The organism is Rhizobium sp. WSM4643 (assembly GCF_025152745.1).
In the GTDB taxonomy this organism is placed as follows: domain Bacteria; phylum Pseudomonadota; class Alphaproteobacteria; order Rhizobiales; family Rhizobiaceae; genus Rhizobium; species Rhizobium leguminosarum_I.
This window is the reverse complement of the sequence record NZ_CP104040.1, coordinates 3,933,736-3,950,713: the sequence shown is the minus strand read 5'-3', so window position 1 is coordinate 3,950,713 and position 16,978 is coordinate 3,933,736. Positions and strand designations below refer to the sequence as shown.

The window sequence follows — 16,978 nt, the reverse complement described above, 5'->3', positions numbered from 1 at the left end:
CGACCGTCAGGCAGCCGTGACACCGAGTGTCACCGGCGCGAAACGCGTGGAGACCGCTTCGACGGTGATCTCGCCGGTAAACCCCGTCGCCTCCAGCCAGAAGCCGGCGGTGCCGCCCTGCAGCGGCACATTGGTCGGTCCGACGATCCTGGCCGGGCCGTGAACCTTCAGCGAAATGCTGTCGTTCATGAAAGGCAGGCGCTGGCCGCGCTGGTCGAGGGCGCGGATGATGACGCGCGTGCTGTCGCGTTCACGGGCCTTCAGCGTCGAGCTATCGGCAACGACTTCCAGTGTCGTCGGCAGCGGATCGGCCGCCAGCGTCAGGCTGGCCACCGGCTCGCCGCCGATATAGCCGGTGAAAGTGCCGTCGATCCACTCGAGACCCCAGGTGCCGAGCTCATCGGCGGTGAAGTGCCGATGGTCGAGCACGACGGGCGGATGCGGCAGATGCGGATAGTTCTCGCGGTCCGGACCGATGCGCTTGCTGAGCGAGCCATATTGCAGCTCCACCTCGTCGCAGTTGGTCAGGATGATCAGCGGCAGCACGCCGCCGATATTGCGTTCGCCGCGCGCCCAGAAGGTCACCGGCTGCATGACGATCTCCTCGGAAGGGTCACACTGGCTGATATAGGCATAGGCCGCGAATTTCGGCTCGCGGAACATGTCCATCACGCCGTGATAGCAGATGCGGTCGCCGGAGCCGAAATCCTTGTGGGTGTTGTAATCGAACATGCACCAGCCGATGGCGCCGGATATATCGGGGTCGCCATAGGCGGCATTCAGCACTTCCAGGTGACGGCGCACATGCTCGGCCTGGCGCTGCTCCTGGTCATAAATCTTCGTCGGGTGCATGTGGCCGTTGAACTCGGTGATGAGGTACGGCACCTTATGGGACAGTCCGGTATTTTCCTGCTGGGCGCGCAAGGCGGTGCGCGGGCGGTTGGCGCCCGGCAGCTCTTCATTGCCAAGGATGAAGTCGTTCATCGTATAGACGTCTTCGAGCAGCTCGCTCTCGGTGAGATAACGCACGCCGCCGGTCTGGCGGGTGCTGTCGAGTTCACGGGCGAGGCGATTGGTCTCGGCGTAGAAATCGTGATTATCCTGCGACTCGTTGATGCGCACGCCCCAAATGATGATCGAGGGGTGGTTCCAGTCGCGCTCGATCATGCGACGAACGTTCTCGATCGATTCCTGCTGCCATTCGGCATCGCCGATATGCTGCCAGCCAGGGATCTCTTCGAAGACCAGCAGGCCGATCCCGTCGCATCGGTCGAGGAACCATTTCGACTGCGGATAATGCGAGGTGCGGACGATATTGCACTTCAGCACCGTCTTCATGATGTCGGCGTCACGCTCTTGGGCGGAGCGGCCGGCGGCATAACCGACATAGGGGAAGGCCTGGTGACGATTGAGGCCGCGCAGCTTCAGCGGCTTGCCGTTCAACAGGAAACCTTCCGGCGTGAATTCGGCAGTGCGGAAGCCGATCCGGGTGGAAAGACGGTCGGAGCCGTGTTCAGTCCTGAGCTCGACGGTGACGTCATAGAGCGTGGGATCGGTGATGTCCCAGAGAGCGATGCCGGTGAGCCCGCCAAAGGAGAGCGTGGTGCGGCTGCCGATCGTTTCGGTTGCGGCAGTGGCGACCACCGTGCCGTCGGCCTGTTTCAGCGTGGCGGTGACGGTCGCCGAGAAGCTGCGGCCCTCGGGGTTGGCGATGTCGACGCGTATGGTCGCCGATTTCTCTGGGCGAAGAACGTCGGTGGTTTCGATCTTGAGATTGCGGATCGAGACCGGGTTGGTGACCTTCAGCCAGACGTCGCGGTAGATGCCGGCATAGGTCAGATAATCGATGCGGCCGCCGAAAGGGGGAATGTCAGGGTTTTCGCTGCCGTCGATCTTGACGGTGACGAGGTTCTCGCCTTTGACCAGCTTGCCGGTGAGGCGGGCCTCGAAGGGCGTGTAGCCGTCCTTATGGGCAATGATCTCTTCGCCGTTCAGATAGACGACGCTGTCGGCCATAGCGGCATCGAAGACGAGCGAGATCTCGCGGCCCTCGAATTCCGGCAGCCAGCGCAGCACCTTCTGATAGGTGAAGGCGCGCTGATAGCTGGTCTCATCGAAATAGCTGAAGGGCAGTTCGACGGCGGTATGCGGCAGGCTGACCGACTTGGCGGCATCGAAAGCTTCGAGCAAACGCTGGCCGAAGCCCTCATGGAAACTCCAGCCTTCGTTGAAGGAAACGACGGAACGCATGTCAGGCTCTCCAGGTTGCGGCATCAAGGACGGTGCGGCGCCCTTCGGCGCATGAAAATTGGGTCATAATATTCCTCCTTGATGCAATCGATATGCTCGCCACCAGAACCGGATGCGGTCAGAAAACCGCTCACAAGTTTCGGCATCAGGCTCTGAGGCGCGCACATCGAATCTCATTCGTGTGACGCGCTTTAGCTTTTTTTACGGAACTCGTCATCCCGGAACGGCGATCTTGAAGCCGGCGCCCTGATCCTCACGGATATTGTGCGCCGGTCGTTTTGATGTAAATCGAATAGACCGAGCGCGTCGCGGTGATGAAGAGCCGGTTTTTCTTGGGGCCGCCGAAGGTGAGGTTGGACACCGTCTGCGGCACCCTGATCTTGCCGAGCAGGGTGCCGTCCGGCGAAAAGCAGTGTACGCCGTCGGACGCGCTCGTCCAGAGATTGCCGCTGACATCGAAGCGGAAACCATCAGGGTTGCCGACGTCTAGGCTGCAGAAATAGCGGCTGTTGGCAAGCGCCCTGCCGTCTACGACGTCGAAGACGCGGATATGGCGCGGCACTTCATGTTTTGCTGAGCCGGAGTCGGCGATGTAGAGCTTCGTCTCATCGGGCGAGAAGGCAAGGCCGTTCGGTTGGATGAAATCCTCGACGACAGCGTCGATCGCGCCGCTTAAGGGGTCGATCCGGTAGACGTTGCGCGTCGGCTGCTCGGGCTCGGCCTTGTGGCCCTCGTAATCCGACAGGATGCCGTAGGTTGGATCGGTGAACCAGACCCCGCCGTCGGAGTGCACGACGACGTCGTTCGGCGAGTTCAGCCGTTTGCCTTGGTAGCTGTCGGCGAGAACGGTGATGGTGCCGTCCGTCTCGGTGCGGGTGACGCGGCGGCCGCCATGTTCGCAGGAGACCAGCCGTCCCTGCCGGTCGCGGGTGTTGCCGTTGACGTAATTGGAGGGCGAACGGAAGACGGAGACGGTCCCATCCGGTGTCCAGCGCATCATCCGTTCATTCGGGATATCGCTCCAGAGAAGGCAGTTCAGGTCGGCAAACCAGACCGGGCCTTCCGTCCAGCGGCAGCCGGAATAAAGCTCCTCGAGGCCGGCGCTGCCGATGACCATTGCACCGAAGCGTTCGTCGCGGATCTCATAAATCGGATTGTCGCCCATGCCAGTTTCCTCCCTGAATGCTGCCGTTCTTTTCCTAGCGGCAAAAACCTGGAGGTGCCAGAGCCCGGCGATGGAAATGCCGGGCTCCGGTTTCGTCAGAGCGCCGCGACCGGATGCGGCGAGCCGTCGTAAGCGCCCCAAATCGACTGGTCGAAACAGATGACCGAGCCGGTCATCAGGCCGGATTCGGAAGACGACAGGTAAGCGCAGGCGCGCGCCACCTCGTTCGGATCGACGAGGCGGCCGAAGGGCTGGCTTGCCGCCGCCTTCTCCAGCCAGTCGGCGGGGGCATCGTGATATTCACGCTGGATCCGGTCCTCGCCTTCGGAGGCCATCCAGCCGATGTTCAGACCGTTGACGCGGATGCGGTTGCGCAGGAGCGCGTAGGCGGTGTTCTTCGTCAGCGTTTCCAGCGCGCCCTTGGAGGCGCAATAGGCGGCGATGAAGGGTTGGCCGGCTTTGGCCGACATCGAGCCGATATTGACGACCGTACCCTTGATGTTTTCGCGGCGCATGACCTTCACCGCCTCCTGCATCAGGAAAAACGGCGCGCGAACATTGACGGCGAACATGGCGTCGAAGAGCTCCGGGCTGGTATCGAGGATGGTGCCGCGATCGGTGATGGCGGCGGCGTTGACCAGCGCGTCGACGCGGCCGAAGGTCTCGTCACAGGCGCGCACGACATTCTGTGCATCCTCGACCTTGCCGAGGTCGGCTTTGACGTAGACGATCCTGGCGCCGGTCGCAGCCGAAATTTCCGCCGCCTTCGCTTTGCCCTTGGCTTCGTTGCGGCCGCAGATAACGATGCCTTCCGCGCCGCGTTCGGCGAAGAGACGGGCAATGGTTGCGCCCAATCCTTGCGTGCCGCCGGTGACGATGGCGATCTTGCCGTCGAGGCGGCCGTGGTCTGTGCTCATGTGGTTCCTCCATGTGTAATTGATTTGCGTGGCCTCCCGCCGGTTCGGGAGGCTGTTATGTCCGTGCGGATGAGAAGAGATTCGCGGCAACGTCTCGATTTCCCCTTCTCCCCTCAGGGAGAAGGTGCCGTAGGGCGGATACAAGGGGGCTCCAGCCTCCCAAGTTAGCTCAACTTCTTGCTGGTCTGCTCGGCAAGTGCTGCCGCAAATACTTCAGCGCTCCAGCCTTCCTTTAGCGCCTCATGCATCAGCTGCGCCTGTGTCTTCGGCGCCAGCCCGCCGAGCGGCGGGTCGCGGTCGAGGTTGGTCGGGAAGGAGTAGCCCTCGGAGCAGGCGGCGACGGCGTTGGCAATTTCGTCAGGTGAGAGCCTTCCCTGCAAGGCCTTCAAGGCGGGAAACAGCCTGGCGCTCATCCTCTCGCGGTTGACGGTTTCCATTGCCCGGCCGAAGGCGGAGGAGATCTGAAGGAGATTGGCGACACGTTTGATATCGGCCGAGTGGTTGGTGCCGGCGGCATGGAAGAGGGCGGGATTGAAGAAGACGACGTCACCTTTTTCGAGCGGCAGCTGGACATGGTTGGTCTCGAAATAATCCCGGAACTCCTGCCGCTTCAGCGCGAGATAGCCCGGTACATAGGTCTGACTGTGCGGCAGGAAGAGTGTCGGACCGCTTTCGAGCGGCATATCGCAATGGGCGACCGCACCCTGCAATGTCAGCACCGGCGAGAGCCGATGCACATGTGCCGGGAACTGCTCGATCACCTTTGAGGACTGAAAGCCGAGATGGTAGTCGCGATGCGCCGCCTGCGCTGCGCCGCCCGGATTGACGCGATTGACCTGCGCCGTCATCTGGTAGCTCGGACCGAGCCAGGCTTCGCTGGCCAGCGCGATAATGGCGTTGCCGTAATATTCAGCAAAATTTGCCGGATCGGCGAGGCAATGTTTTTCCAGCGAGTTCCAGATACGGTCGTTGGCACCGGGCTTGGCGAAGTGATCGCCGCCGCCGGTTGAGGTGCGATGTTGTTCCTCGATGATCGCATCGAAGATCGTGCTGGCGCGGTCGATGATGCCGGTGTCTTCGTAGGCGCGTTTGAACACGACGACACCAGGACCCTCGCCCAAGGCGTCGCAGATTTCGGCTAGCACGGCGCGTCGGCCTTCTGGCGTTGCGGCCGCCATCATGACCTTGCGGCTGTCATAGATCAGCACGTTTTTTTCGACTGCAGACGCCGAGGGGTAATCGGCAAGTGCCGTCGTCTTTTCTGCAAGCGCGCGAAACTCATCGAGATCGCAGGCGTCTTCGCTCAGCCAGACGCGGTCGGCGCGCAGTTTCTGCTGGTTGTCGGTCTTCATGGCGGGCTCCTCCCTCGTTCCAATGGAGGCACTATACGCCGCGATGCCAGGTGATATAGATCAGAAATCCATCAAAAAACCATCAGGCCGGTCGCATGGCACACCTCTTTCTCGTCAAGGATATCGCCTTCCAGGCAGGGCTCAGCACGGCGACCGTCGACCGGGTGCTGAACGGCAGGCCGGGTGTGCGCCGGCAGACCGGGATGCGGGTGAAGGCGGCGATCGCGGAGTTGGAGAAGCAGCAAGCCGCGGCGATGGGCAGCGGTCGCATGATGGCGATCGATATCGTCATGGAGACGCCGCAGCGTTTCAGCGATGCGGTACGGGACGCCTTCGAGGCGGAGATGGCGACCTTCCCGCCGGGCATCTTCCGCTGCCGGTTCCATTTTGCCGAGGTGATGAAGCCGGCCGAACTGGTGCAGCTTCTCGATCGCATCCGGCTGCGCGGCACGCACGGCATCGTGCTCAAGGCGCCTGATGTTACCGAGGTGGCTGCCGCCGTTGCGCGGGCGGATGCGGCCGGCATTCCCGTCGTGACGCTGGTGACCGACCTGCCGAATTCGGCACGCATCGCCTATGCCTGCGCCGACAACCGGGCGGCGGGAGAGACCGCCGCCTATCTAATCGGCGAATTTCTCGGGAGTGATGGTGGCAAGGTGCTGGTGACGCTGTCGAGTGGGCGGTTCCGTGGCGAGGAGGAGCGCGAAATCGGCTTTCGCCGCGCCATCCGCGCCCGTTATCCCGACATCGGCATTACCGAAATCAGCGAGGGGCACGGCACCGATGCTGTGACGGGAACGCTTGGCGCGGCAGCGCTTGCGGCCGATCCTGCCATCAACGCCGTCTATTCGATCGGCGGCGGCAACCGGGCGGTGCTTGCGGCCTTCGACATGGCCAAACGTCCCGTCCGCGTCTTCGTCGCCCATGATCTCGACGCGGATAATCGCGCCCTGCTTGCTGCGCGTCGGATCGGCTTCGTGCTGCATCATGATCTCAGAACCGATGCGCGTTTCGGCCTTCCGGGCGATCATGAGCCGGGCGACTGCCTTGCCGCGCGCGCTTACGCCTTCGCTTTCATCAGTCGAAATCGTCACGCCCTACAATATGCCCGCGGCCGATTGAGCCAATTGACTTTCCTTCGATGCCGAATTCGGGCTACAGCTTTGACACGAGTGAGGTGAGCAGCATGGACTACAGCGACGTCAGCACGATTGCAGCCTGGATCACGGAGCAGGGACTGAAAGGCGCTTCAGAGGCCGAGCTCATGACCGGTTTCTGCGCGGCTTGCCGGGATGCCGGCCTGCCGCTCGATCGCGGTCTGGCGTTGATGGATACGCTGCATCCGGTGCATGAGGGCCGCGCCTTCCGCTGGGACAGCGTCGAGGAAGTCCAGACCGAATTCGAATATGGTCCGACGATCTCGGGGGAGGCGGCGTCGAACTGGCAGCGTTCGGCCTTCTATCATCTTTGGTCTCGCAACGAGCGGGAGATACGCCGGCGTCTCGGCTTCGGCGATCCGATCGATTTCTCCATGCTCGATACGATCGCTGAAGCCGGTCACACGGATTTCGTGGCGATGATGCATCGTTTTTCCGAGGCCGGCACGATCGGCGAGATGGATTGCTTCTTCTCGCATTTCGCGACGAAACATCCTCAGGGCTTTTCCGATCACGACCTCGCCATCCTGCGCAAGCTGGTGCCGGTGCTGGGGCTGGCGATCAAATGTATCGCGCTCGGGCGTATCGCCCGCACCATCGCCGAGGTCTATCTCGGCGAGGACGCCGCGCGCCAGGTGATGGAAGGCAAGATCAGCCGCGGCAAATCGGAGCGGATTTCCGCGGCACTCTGGTTTTCCGACCTGCTGAACTACACCAAGATCTCCGACAGCGTGCCGCCGGAGGAGATCATCCCGCTGCTTAACGACTATAGCGAGGCGGTGATCACGGCGATCCACGAGTCCGGGGGCAACGTGCTGAAGCTGATCGGCGACGGTGTGCTCGCTATCTTCAAGGGTGCGGTGCCGGCGGAGACATGTCGTGCGGCGCTGAGCGCCGAATCGTTGCTGCGGGAAAAGCTCACCACGCTGAATGCCGTGCGTGCGACCGACGGCCGGGCGACGACCGACGTCTATATCGGCCTGCATATCGGTGACGTCTTTTACGGCAATATCGGCAGCCAGGACCGGTTGGATTTCACCGTCATCGGACCTGCCGTCAACGAGGTCAGCCGCATCGCCTCGATCTGCCGCTCGGTCGATCTCAACGTCTTGATGTCCTCCGATTTCGCCGCAGCGATACCAGAGGAGGAACGCACATCACTCGCCTGCATCGGGCGCTATGTGTTGCGCGGCGTGCAGCGCGCGCAAGAACTGTATACTCTCGACAGCGCCCGGCTGAACGGCTGAGTTCCTGACTGCAAGGGCTATCGCAACAGGCCCTGGCCACCGTCGATCCAGATCGGCGTACCGGTGATATGTCGGGCGCGTTCGGATGCGAGAAAGAGGATGGCTTCGGCAACATCCTCGCTCTTGCCTGCCTTGCCGCCGGCGATCGGAATATCCCCCTGCGGCCAGATGACCGGAACCTCCGTCTCCTCGCGATGACGGCTGTCGGTATTGGCGCTGATATTGGTGTCGATCTCGCCCGGGCAGACGGCATTGACGCGAATGCCGTGCCGGCCGAGTTCGAGGGCGAGCTGCTGGGCCATGGCGACCTGGCCTGCCTTGGTTGCGGTGTAGGCGGTGGCGCCCGGCGTGGTGAAGGTTCGGGTGCCGTTGATCGAGGAGACGACGATGATCGAACCGCCGTGCCGCTTCAGATGCGGAACCGTCAGATGCAGGGTCAGGTAGGTGCCGCGCAGATTGACGGCGATGGTCTTGTCCCATTCTTCCGGCTTCAGATCGTCGATCGGCGCCCAGACGCCGTTGATCCCAGCATTGGCGACAACGATGTCGAGGCCGCCGAAGGTGTCGGTCAGTTGCGCGACGGCGCCCCGCATTTGAGCTTCGTCGCTGGTATCTGCCGTCAAAGCGATCGACTCGCCGCCGCCGGCCTCGATTTCGGCGCGGGTCTTTTCGACCTCGTCAGCGGTGCGGCTCAATGCTGCGACCCTTGCACCCTCGGCGGCAAGCCGCAACGCCGCCGCTTTGCCGATGCCGGAACCGGCGCCTGTCACCAATGCGATCTTTCCCTTCAGCTCCATGGGCGGGGCTCTCCTTGCCGTTTTGCCGATATGCCAACTGTTCGGCACGGCTCTTGGTTCCAGAAGAGAGCAGGTCGTCCCGGTTACCTGAGAAGCGTTTGCTTCAAGGCCCATTTTTCCGGTCCATGGACGGCGGCAAAGAGCAGGCCGGCGAGGAAGGTAAAGTGATCGATGAAGAAGCCGAATTCGGCCTGGTTCTGCTGCCAATGGGATGGGCCGTGGAAAGCGAAAGCGAGGAAGATCACATAGATGCCTGCGAGCAGGCTGGCCTCGGTGAAGAAGGCCCCTGATATGAAAGCGAGCGCCAGCGCGATCTCGAAGAAGGCGGCGACCCAGGCAAGGAATGTCGCCATCGGAATGCCGGCTGCGGCGATATAGCCCGCCGTCGCGCCGATATCGGCGAACTTGAAGCCGGCCGCCATGAAGAAGACGAAGCTGAAGATGATGCGGGCGACGATGATTGCGATTGCTCTGGCCATTTTGAAATCTCCTCTTTGAGCTTCCACTATGACGGACGAGACACGCGATATCCGACACGAGCAATGAAAAAGGGCCGCTTGCGCGACCCTATCACTTTGAATTGCACAATTCTTTCCGAAAATCGGTTCCGATTTTCGGGGTTATGCGCTCTCACCACTCGGCGAAGCTGCCGTCGGCGTGTCGCCAGATCGGGTTGCGCCAACGATGGCCTTCCCTCGCGCGCTCGATGACATAGGCTTCGTCGACCTCGATGCCGAGACCCGGACCCTGCGGGATCGAGACGAAACCATCGGCATAGTGGAACACCTCCTTGTTGGAGATGTAGTCGAGGATGTCGTTGCCCTTGTTGTAGTGGATGCCGAGACTCTGTTCCTGGATGAAGGCATTGTAGCTGACGGCATCGACCTGCAGGCAAGCGGCGAGCGCGATCGGGCCCAGCGGGCAATGCGGCGCCAGCGCCACGTCATAGGCCTCGGCCATCGCCGCGATCTTGCGGCATTCGGTGATGCCGCCGGCATGGGAGAGATCCGGCTGGATAATGTCGACATAGCCGTCGGACAGAACCTGCTTGAAGTCCCAGCGCGAAAAGAGCCGCTCGCCGAGTGCGATCGGCGTCGAGGTATGATTGACGATATCACGCAGCGCTTCCTTGTTTTCGGAAAGCACCGGCTCTTCGATGAACATCAGCTTGTAGGGATCGAGCTCCTTGGCGAGAACCTTCGCCATCGGCTTGTGGACGCGGCCGTGGAAATCGACGCCGATGCCGATATGCGGGCCGATTGCCTCACGGATGGCGGCAATGGTCTCGACTGCTTTCTCCACCTTCTCGTTGGTGTCGACGATCTGCATTTCCTCGCAGCCGTTGAGCTTGATCGCCTTGAAACCGCGGGCAACCACTTCCTTGGCATTGTTGGCGACATCCGAGGGACGGTCGCCGCCGATCCAGGAATAGACCTTGATGCGATCACGGAGCTGGCCGCCGAGCAGGGAATGGATCGGCTGGCCGAGCGCTTTGCCCTTGATGTCCCACAGCGCCTGGTCGATGCCCGAGATTGCACTCATGTGGACGGCGCCGCCGCGATAGAAGCCGCCGCGATACATCACGGTCCAGTGGTCCTCGATCAGGAAAGGATCCTTGCCGATCAGGTAGTCTTCCAGCTCATGGACGGCGGCCTGAACCGTGAGTGCGCGGCCTTCGACGACCGGTTCGCCCCAGCCGACGATGCCTTCGTCGGTCTCGACCTTCAAAAACAGCCAGCGCGGAGGAACGATATAGGTGGTGAGTTTGGTGATCTTCATCGCTGTTCTTTCAGTCTCTTCCCGGGTTTTGCGATCGGCGGCGCGTCCGCAGATTTGTCGTGATCGGTCATTTCGTTCTGCCGATCGCTTTTTCGGCGGCGGCAAGATCGCGCACCGCAAGATCGAGCATGCGGTTGGCACATTCGCGGGCGCCCGCCTTGTCACGCATGCGCAGGGCCTCGACCAGTTGGCCATGAACGAGCACCGCGTCCTCGCGGTTCTCGACGCCGATATTGGAGGCATGCAACGCATATTTCAGCGCCGCGTGAATGGCGCTCGACAGGCGGCGGAAGACCTGATTGTGGCTGGCGGTGAGCAGCACCGTATGGAACATGACGTCGGCCTCGGTGAAGCTTTCCGGGTCGCGGGCGCTGTCGCGCATCTGCCGCCAGGCATTGTCGAGATCGGCGATCTCCTGGGCGCTGGCGCGTTCGGCGGCATATTCGGCGGCTGCCGGCTCGATGGTGCGGCGGGCTTCGAGGATGCAGCCGAGCAGGTCGAAATCCTTGATATAGGGACCCATCCATTCCAGCACGTCGGCGTCGAGGATATTCCAGTCGTCCTTGTCGCAGACGGTGGTTCCGATGCGCGGCTTGCCACGGACAAGGCCTTTCGACTCCAGCACTTTCAGCGATTCGCGAATGACGGTGCGACTGACGCCGTATAGCTCGCAGAGATCGTTCTCGCGGGGCAGCGGGGAGCCTGCGGGATAGCGGTCCGCACAGATATCCTGAGCGATCGCCGCCGTGACGTTGCGGCGTACGCGCGGGCGGCGTTCGATGCGGCGGCTTTCGGCCCCGCCCTGTCGTTCGATTGTTTCCAATTCACCTCTCCGCTCTGTCTCGCGTGCTAGGCAACCGAACCTGATTATCGGAATTCGATCCGCTTTGCGACGCTTCCTCCCGCCACCTCGTCAACAATCCTATTATTCCAATCATCATACATTGGCAATTGACTGGTATGATGATTTGCCATAATTCATTGGGCGTTGCCTGGGAGGCAGCTGCTCGGTTTTTGAGAGTTTAGGGAGAGAGACATGCGCTTGTTCAAAGCAGCCATTCTGGCTGGCACTTTCGCCATTCTGGCAGCCGGCTCGGCATTTTCCGCGGACGTCAAGTTAGGGTTCATCGTCAAGCAGCCCGAGGAGCCGTGGTTCCAGGACGAATGGAAATTCGCCGACCAGGCCGCCAAGGAAAAAGGCTTTACCGTCGTCAAGATCGGCGCCGAAGACGGCGAGAAGGTCCAGTCGGCGATCGACAATCTCGGCGCCCAGGGTGCGCAGGGCTTCATCATCTGCACGCCCGACGTGAAACTCGGCCCCGGCATCGTCGCCAAGGCCGAAGCCAACCAGCTGAAGCTGATGACGGTCGACGATCGCCTCGTCAGCGCCGACGGCAAGCCGCTGGAAGACGTGCCGCATATGGGCATTTCAGCCACCAAGATCGGCGAGACCGTCGGCCAGGCGATCGTCGATGAAATCAAGAAGCGTGGTTGGGACATGAAGAATGTCGGCGCCGTGCGGGTCTCCTACGACCAGTTGCCGACCGCCGTCGACCGCGTCGAAGGTGCGATCTCGGTGCTGAAGTCCGCCGGCTTCCCGGCAGAAAACATCTACGACGCGCCGCAGGCGAAGACGGATACGGAAGCGGCGCTCAACGCGGCGACCACCGTTCTCAACAAACATGCCGACGTGAAATACTGGGTCGCTTTCGGCCTCAACGACGAAGCCGTCCTCGGCGCCGTCCGCGCCTCCGAATCGGTCGGTATTCCGGCTGCCAACGTCATCGGTGTCGGCATCGGCGGTGCGGAATCGGCGATCAATGAATTCAAGAAGCCGACAGCGACGGGCTTCTTCGGTACCGTCATCATCTCGCCGAAGCGTCACGGCTATGAGACGGCGCTCAACCTGTACGACTGGATCGCCAACGACAAGGAGCCGGCAAAGCTGACGCTGACCTCCGGTTCCCTGGCGCTGCGCGGCGATTACGAAAAGGTCCGCAAGGATCTTGGCATCGAGTGATCGTCCTTCCAAGATGATATCGTCCGGCGGCCGCTCAGCGTGCCGCCGGGTCTTTCTCGGCGGAGCGATGATGGCTTTCCTCGAATTCAGCAATATCTCCAAAGGTTATCCCGGCGTGCAGGCGCTGGCGAACGTGTCCTTCACGGTCGAGAGGGGCGCCGTCCACGGCCTGATGGGCGAAAACGGTGCCGGTAAATCGACACTGATCCGCGTACTGTCAGGCGATCAGGCGGCCGATGCCGGCAACATCCTTATCGACGGCGAGGAGCAGAAATACGCATCCGTTCGCGACGCCTTCCATGCCGGCGTGATCGTCATCCATCAGGAACTGCAGCTCGTTCCCGAGCTGACGGTCGCCGAAAATCTCTGGCTTGGGCGTTTCCCGGCCAAGGGCGGCGTCATCCATTCGAAGACGCTGATCGAGACGGTGCGCTCGAAGCTTGAGGAGATCGGCATCGATATCGATCCGTCGGCCAAGGTCGCTTCGCTGTCGATCGGGGCACGCCAGATGGTCGAAATCGCCAAGGCTGTCATGCTCGATGCACGGGTGATAGCGCTCGACGAGCCGACCTCATCGCTCTCCTCGCGTGAAAGCGAGATTCTGTTTTCGCTCATCGATACACTGAAGGCCAAGGGAACGGTCATTCTCTACGTCTCGCATCGCCTCGACGAGATTTTCAGGCTTTGCGACAGCCTGACGGTGCTGCGCGACGGCAGACTTGCCGCCCACCATCCTCAGATCGCCGAAACGACGCGCGAGCAGATCATCTCGGAAATGGTCGGACGCGAGATCAGCAATGTCTGGGGCTGGCGCGAACGTCCGCTCGGCGGCGTACGGCTGGAGGTCAAGGGCCTGTCGGGGCCGAGGCTGCGCCATCCGATCAGCTTTTCCGTCCGCCAGGGCGAAATCCTCGGTTTCTTCGGGCTGATCGGTGCCGGCCGTAGCGAGATGGCGCGGCTGCTTTACGGCGCCGACACCAGGCATCAAGGGCAGGTGACGATCGACGGCGTTGCCGTTTCGCCGAACAATCCGAAAGCGGCGATCAATGCCGGCATGGTGCTCTGCCCCGAGGACCGCAAGTTCGACGGCATCGTCCAGGGACGATCGATCGAGGAGAATATCGCCATCTCTTCGCGCCGGCATTTTTCGCCTTTCGGCATTCTGAGTCCGAGACAAGAGGCGGCGCTGGCGGACCGGTTCATCGCCAAGCTTCGGGTGCGAACGCCGTCGCGCCGGCAGGACATCATCAATCTCTCGGGCGGCAACCAGCAGAAGGTCATTCTCGGCCGCTGGTTGTCCGAACAGGGTATCAAGGTCCTGGTCATCGACGAGCCGACGCGCGGCATCGATGTCGGGGCGAAATCGGAAATCTACGAAATCCTCTACGAACTTGCGGCCGGCGGCATGGCGATCGTGGTCATTTCAAGCGAGTTGCCGGAAGTCATCGGCATTTCCGATCGTATCATGGTGATGTGCCAGGGCAGAGTGGCGGCCAATGTCGCCCGTCCGGATTTCGATGAGCGCAGCATCCTGACGGCAGCGCTGCCCGACAAGAACGCCGCAGGCACCCTTTAGGACCGGGAAAATACGGACGATGAATTCGTTGAAAAAAATCCTTCTCGGCGAACAGGGGCTGGTGGTGATCTTCGCTGCTGCCTTCGTGATCGTCTCGCTTTTCGTTCCGAACTTCCTGACCGAGCGAAACATGCTGGGGCTGCTGCAGTCGGTCGTCACGATCGGCATCGTTGCCTGCACGATGATGTTCTGCCTGGCGTCGCGCGATTTCGACCTTTCGGTCGGATCGATCGTCGCCTTCTCCGGCATGATCGCGGTGATGGTCTCGAATGCGACGGGCTCCATTCCCGTCGGGCTGCTCGCCGCCCTGCTTTGCGGCGCCGTCGTCGGCCTCGTCAACGGCATCGTCATTGCGCGGTTTCGCATCAATGCGCTGATCACCACGCTTGCGACCATGCAGATCGTGCGCGGGCTGGCGCTGATCGCCTCTGACGGCCGGGCCGTCGGCATCAACGATGCCGATTTCTACCAGCTTGCCCTGTCGCGATTTCTGACCGTGCCGACGCCGATCTGGATCATGCTGATCCTTTTCATCCTCTTCGGTTTCGTGCTCAACCGCACCGTCTTCGGCAAGAACACCCTGGCGATCGGCGGCAATCCCGAGGCCTCGCGGCTTGCCGGCGTCAATGTCGTCAATATGCGGGTCTGGATCTTTGCGCTGCAGGGGCTTGTCTGCGGCATTGCCGGCATTCTGCTTGCCTCGCGCATCACCTCCGGCCAGCCGAATGCGGCGACAGGGCTTGAGCTTTCGGTGATTTCGGCCTGCGTTCTCGGCGGCGTTTCGCTGGCCGGCGGCCGGGCGGCGATGAGCGGCGTCATCGTCGGCGTGCTGATCATGGGTATTGCCGAAAACGTCATGAACCTCTTGAATATCCAGGCGTTTTATCAGTATGTGGTCCGCGGGCTGATCCTGCTGATCGCAGTGCTGCTCGACAATTTGAGGTCTTCGGCTGCGGGACGGCGCGGATGAACCAGGGACAAGCCGGCGATGACATCGAAATGAGGCACGGCGATTTCGCCGTACGGGCCAGCCGTCGGGGTGCCGCCGTCACCGCCGCGACCTACCGAGGCATGCCCTTTGTCGTGGCGGCCGGCGGCCCGGATGGAGCGATGGCGAATTTCGCAATGGTGCCGTTCGGCAATCGCGTGGAGGGCAATGCCATGTCCTTTGCCGGCCGCGACTATGCCTTCCAGCCGAATGCTTCCGATCCGCTCTATCTCCACGGCGACGGCTGGCTCAGCCTCTGGCAGCTTGAAGACTCAAGCTCGGAGCATGCGCAGTTCTCCTTTTCCCGGAGCGCCGACGGGGTTTCACCTTATGCCTATCTTGCCCGGCAGGAGATCCGTCTCACTGGCGATGCTCTGGTGCTGAGGCTTTCCGTGGAAAACCGCGGCGAAGCGGCTCTTCCTTTCGGGCTCGGTCAACATCCCTTCTTCGCGCGGACGCCAAAGACGCGACTGGCGATTGCGGCCGATCGCTATTGGAGCGAGCGGCCGGACCATCTGCCAGAGATGCCTGGCCCTGTGCCGGACCATTTCGATTTCAGATCCGAAAAGCTTTTGCCGCAGAGGTGGATGAACAATGCCTTCGAGGGCTGGAACGGGCGGGCGGCAATCGCCTGGCCGGAACTTGGAATTCAGGCGGCGCTGAAAGCCGACGGTGCGCTCGATCGCTTCATGCTGTATATTCCGGTCAACCGGAGCGACTTCTTCTGCCTCGAGCCGATGAGCCACCTGCCGAACGGCCACCACCTTCCTGATTTCGGCGGGCTCACGCCGCTTGCGCCGGGAGAGGCGCTTGCCGGCACGGTGACGATCCTGATGTCGGCGCTGCCGGTTCAACCGGAGGAGGGATAGATGAGCGGCCGCCTGCAGGGCAAGAACATCCTGGTCACCGGCTCTGCGCAGGGTATCGGCCTTGCGATCGCAAAGGCTTTCATGCGGGAGGATGCCGCCGTCTTTCTCGTCGATCGCGACGCCGCGCTGCTGGTGAAGACAGCGAAAGACCTCCAGCGCAGTGGTGGCCGGCTTGGTTATCTGCCGGCCGATATCACCGATTCCGGGACGATCACCACATTGGTCGCTCAGGCGAATGAAGAGATCGGACAGCTGAACGCGCTCGTCAACAATGCCGGGGTGAATGTCTTCGCCGAACCGCTCGAGACGACGGACGAGGAATGGAACCGCTGCTTCGACATCAATCTCAAGGGCGCATGGAATTGCTGCAGGGCGGTGCTGCCCGGCCTGATCGAACAGGGTGGCGGCGTCATCCTCAACATCGCCTCGACTCACGCTTTCACCATCATCCCGCACACATTTCCCTATCCGCTGGCAAAACACGCCCTGCTTGGAATGACGAAATCCTTAGGGCTCGAATATGCCGCCCGCAATATCCGCGTCAACGCGCTGGCGCCGGGTTATGTCTCGACGCAGAAGGTGATCGATTACTGGAACGGCTTTCCCGATCCGGAGGCGGCAAAGGCCGAGACGATGAAACTGCATCCCGGCGGGCGCATCGCGACGCCGGAGGAGATTGCCATGGCGGCCGTGTTCATGATCTCAGACGAGTGCCCGTTCATCAATGCCACCTGCCTGACGATCGACGGCGGCCTCAGCATGCTGCAGCATTCCGCCTGAAGGGCTTCGACCCCGCTATTTTACAAGCCTGTCGTCTTCTCGCGATAGAGCATTATATTGCCCATCGGGAAGGTTATCTGA

General features: G+C 61.7%; 14 protein-coding genes and 1 pseudogene. 7 read left to right on the top strand and 8 right to left on the bottom strand.

Annotation, left to right across the window (positions count from 1 at the left end; all coding sequences use genetic code 11):
- Positions 1 to 6 precede the first annotated feature (6 nt).
- The 4 genes from N1937_RS19560 to N1937_RS19545 all read right to left on the bottom strand — a co-directional run bounded on the left by N1937_RS19560 (position 7) and on the right by N1937_RS19545 (position 5,684).
- Entirely contained in the window at positions 7 to 2,250 is a 2,244-nt protein-coding gene (locus tag N1937_RS19560; protein ID WP_162119133.1) for a glycoside hydrolase family 2 protein, read from the bottom strand.
- 253 nt (positions 2,251 to 2,503) lie between these two features.
- Complete coding sequence (locus N1937_RS19555; RefSeq protein WP_170259903.1) at positions 2,504 to 3,415, bottom strand: SMP-30/gluconolactonase/LRE family protein; 912 nt, start codon at positions 3,413 to 3,415, stop codon at positions 2,504 to 2,506.
- Positions 3,416 to 3,510: 95 nt separating this feature from the next.
- Complete coding sequence (locus tag N1937_RS19550; protein WP_260056790.1) at positions 3,511 to 4,332, bottom strand: SDR family oxidoreductase; 822 nt, start codon at positions 4,330 to 4,332, stop codon at positions 3,511 to 3,513.
- Positions 4,333 to 4,496: 164 nt separating this feature from the next.
- Positions 4,497 to 5,684, bottom strand: coding sequence for a phytanoyl-CoA dioxygenase family protein (locus N1937_RS19545; RefSeq protein WP_260056789.1), 1,188 nt, complete (start codon positions 5,682 to 5,684; stop codon positions 4,497 to 4,499).
- Between the two features lie 95 nt (positions 5,685 to 5,779).
- On the opposite strand from N1937_RS19545, the pseudogene N1937_RS19540 reads away from it, so the two are divergent.
- Positions 5,780 to 6,806: pseudogene (locus tag N1937_RS19540) on the top strand (LacI family DNA-binding transcriptional regulator).
- Between the two features lie 64 nt (positions 6,807 to 6,870).
- Positions 6,871 to 8,088 (top strand): adenylate/guanylate cyclase domain-containing protein, encoded by a 1,218-nt coding sequence (locus N1937_RS19535; protein ID WP_260056788.1) that lies wholly within the window; start codon positions 6,871 to 6,873, stop codon positions 8,086 to 8,088.
- 17 nt (positions 8,089 to 8,105) lie between these two features.
- Here the strand turns inward: N1937_RS19535 and N1937_RS19530 are convergent, their stop codons facing one another.
- The 4 genes from N1937_RS19530 to N1937_RS19515 form a co-directional block, all read right to left on the bottom strand.
- Positions 8,106 to 8,885, bottom strand: a complete 780-nt coding sequence (locus N1937_RS19530; RefSeq protein WP_170282098.1) for an SDR family oxidoreductase — start codon at positions 8,883 to 8,885, stop codon at positions 8,106 to 8,108.
- Positions 8,886 to 8,968: 83 nt separating this feature from the next.
- Positions 8,969 to 9,364 carry a DoxX family protein gene (locus N1937_RS19525; RefSeq protein ID WP_260056787.1) on the bottom strand — a complete coding sequence of 132 codons (396 nt, stop codon included), beginning with the start codon at positions 9,362 to 9,364 and terminating at the stop codon, positions 8,969 to 8,971.
- A gap of 151 nt (positions 9,365 to 9,515) precedes the next feature.
- Positions 9,516 to 10,664, bottom strand: coding sequence for a galactonate dehydratase (gene dgoD / locus N1937_RS19520; protein WP_018497475.1), 1,149 nt, complete (start codon positions 10,662 to 10,664; stop codon positions 9,516 to 9,518).
- Positions 10,665 to 10,731: 67 nt separating this feature from the next.
- Positions 10,732 to 11,487 carry a FadR/GntR family transcriptional regulator gene (locus tag N1937_RS19515; protein ID WP_170259895.1) on the bottom strand — a complete coding sequence of 252 codons (756 nt, stop codon included), beginning with the start codon at positions 11,485 to 11,487 and terminating at the stop codon, positions 10,732 to 10,734.
- A gap of 213 nt (positions 11,488 to 11,700) precedes the next feature.
- Between N1937_RS19515 and N1937_RS19510 the strand changes: the two genes are divergently transcribed.
- From N1937_RS19510 to N1937_RS19490, 5 genes are all read left to right on the top strand, one after another.
- Positions 11,701 to 12,684, top strand: a complete 984-nt coding sequence (locus tag N1937_RS19510; protein WP_260056786.1) for an arabinose ABC transporter substrate-binding protein — start codon at positions 11,701 to 11,703, stop codon at positions 12,682 to 12,684.
- Between the two features lie 70 nt (positions 12,685 to 12,754).
- Positions 12,755 to 14,260: an L-arabinose ABC transporter ATP-binding protein AraG gene (araG, locus tag N1937_RS19505; protein WP_260056785.1), complete on the top strand. Its 1,506-nt coding sequence runs from the start codon at positions 12,755 to 12,757 to the stop codon at positions 14,258 to 14,260.
- Positions 14,261 to 14,279: 19 nt separating this feature from the next.
- A complete protein-coding gene (gene araH, locus N1937_RS19500; RefSeq protein WP_222384492.1) occupies positions 14,280 to 15,230 on the top strand; it encodes an L-arabinose ABC transporter permease AraH in 951 nt (316 codons plus the stop codon).
- A complete protein-coding gene (locus N1937_RS19495; protein ID WP_222384493.1) occupies positions 15,227 to 16,117 on the top strand; it encodes an aldose 1-epimerase in 891 nt (296 codons plus the stop codon). Before araH ends, N1937_RS19495 begins: the two co-directional genes overlap by 4 nt.
- Positions 16,118 to 16,897, top strand: a complete 780-nt coding sequence (locus N1937_RS19490; RefSeq protein ID WP_222384494.1) for an SDR family oxidoreductase — start codon at positions 16,118 to 16,120, stop codon at positions 16,895 to 16,897.
- The last annotated feature ends 81 nt before the right edge of the window (positions 16,898 to 16,978 follow it).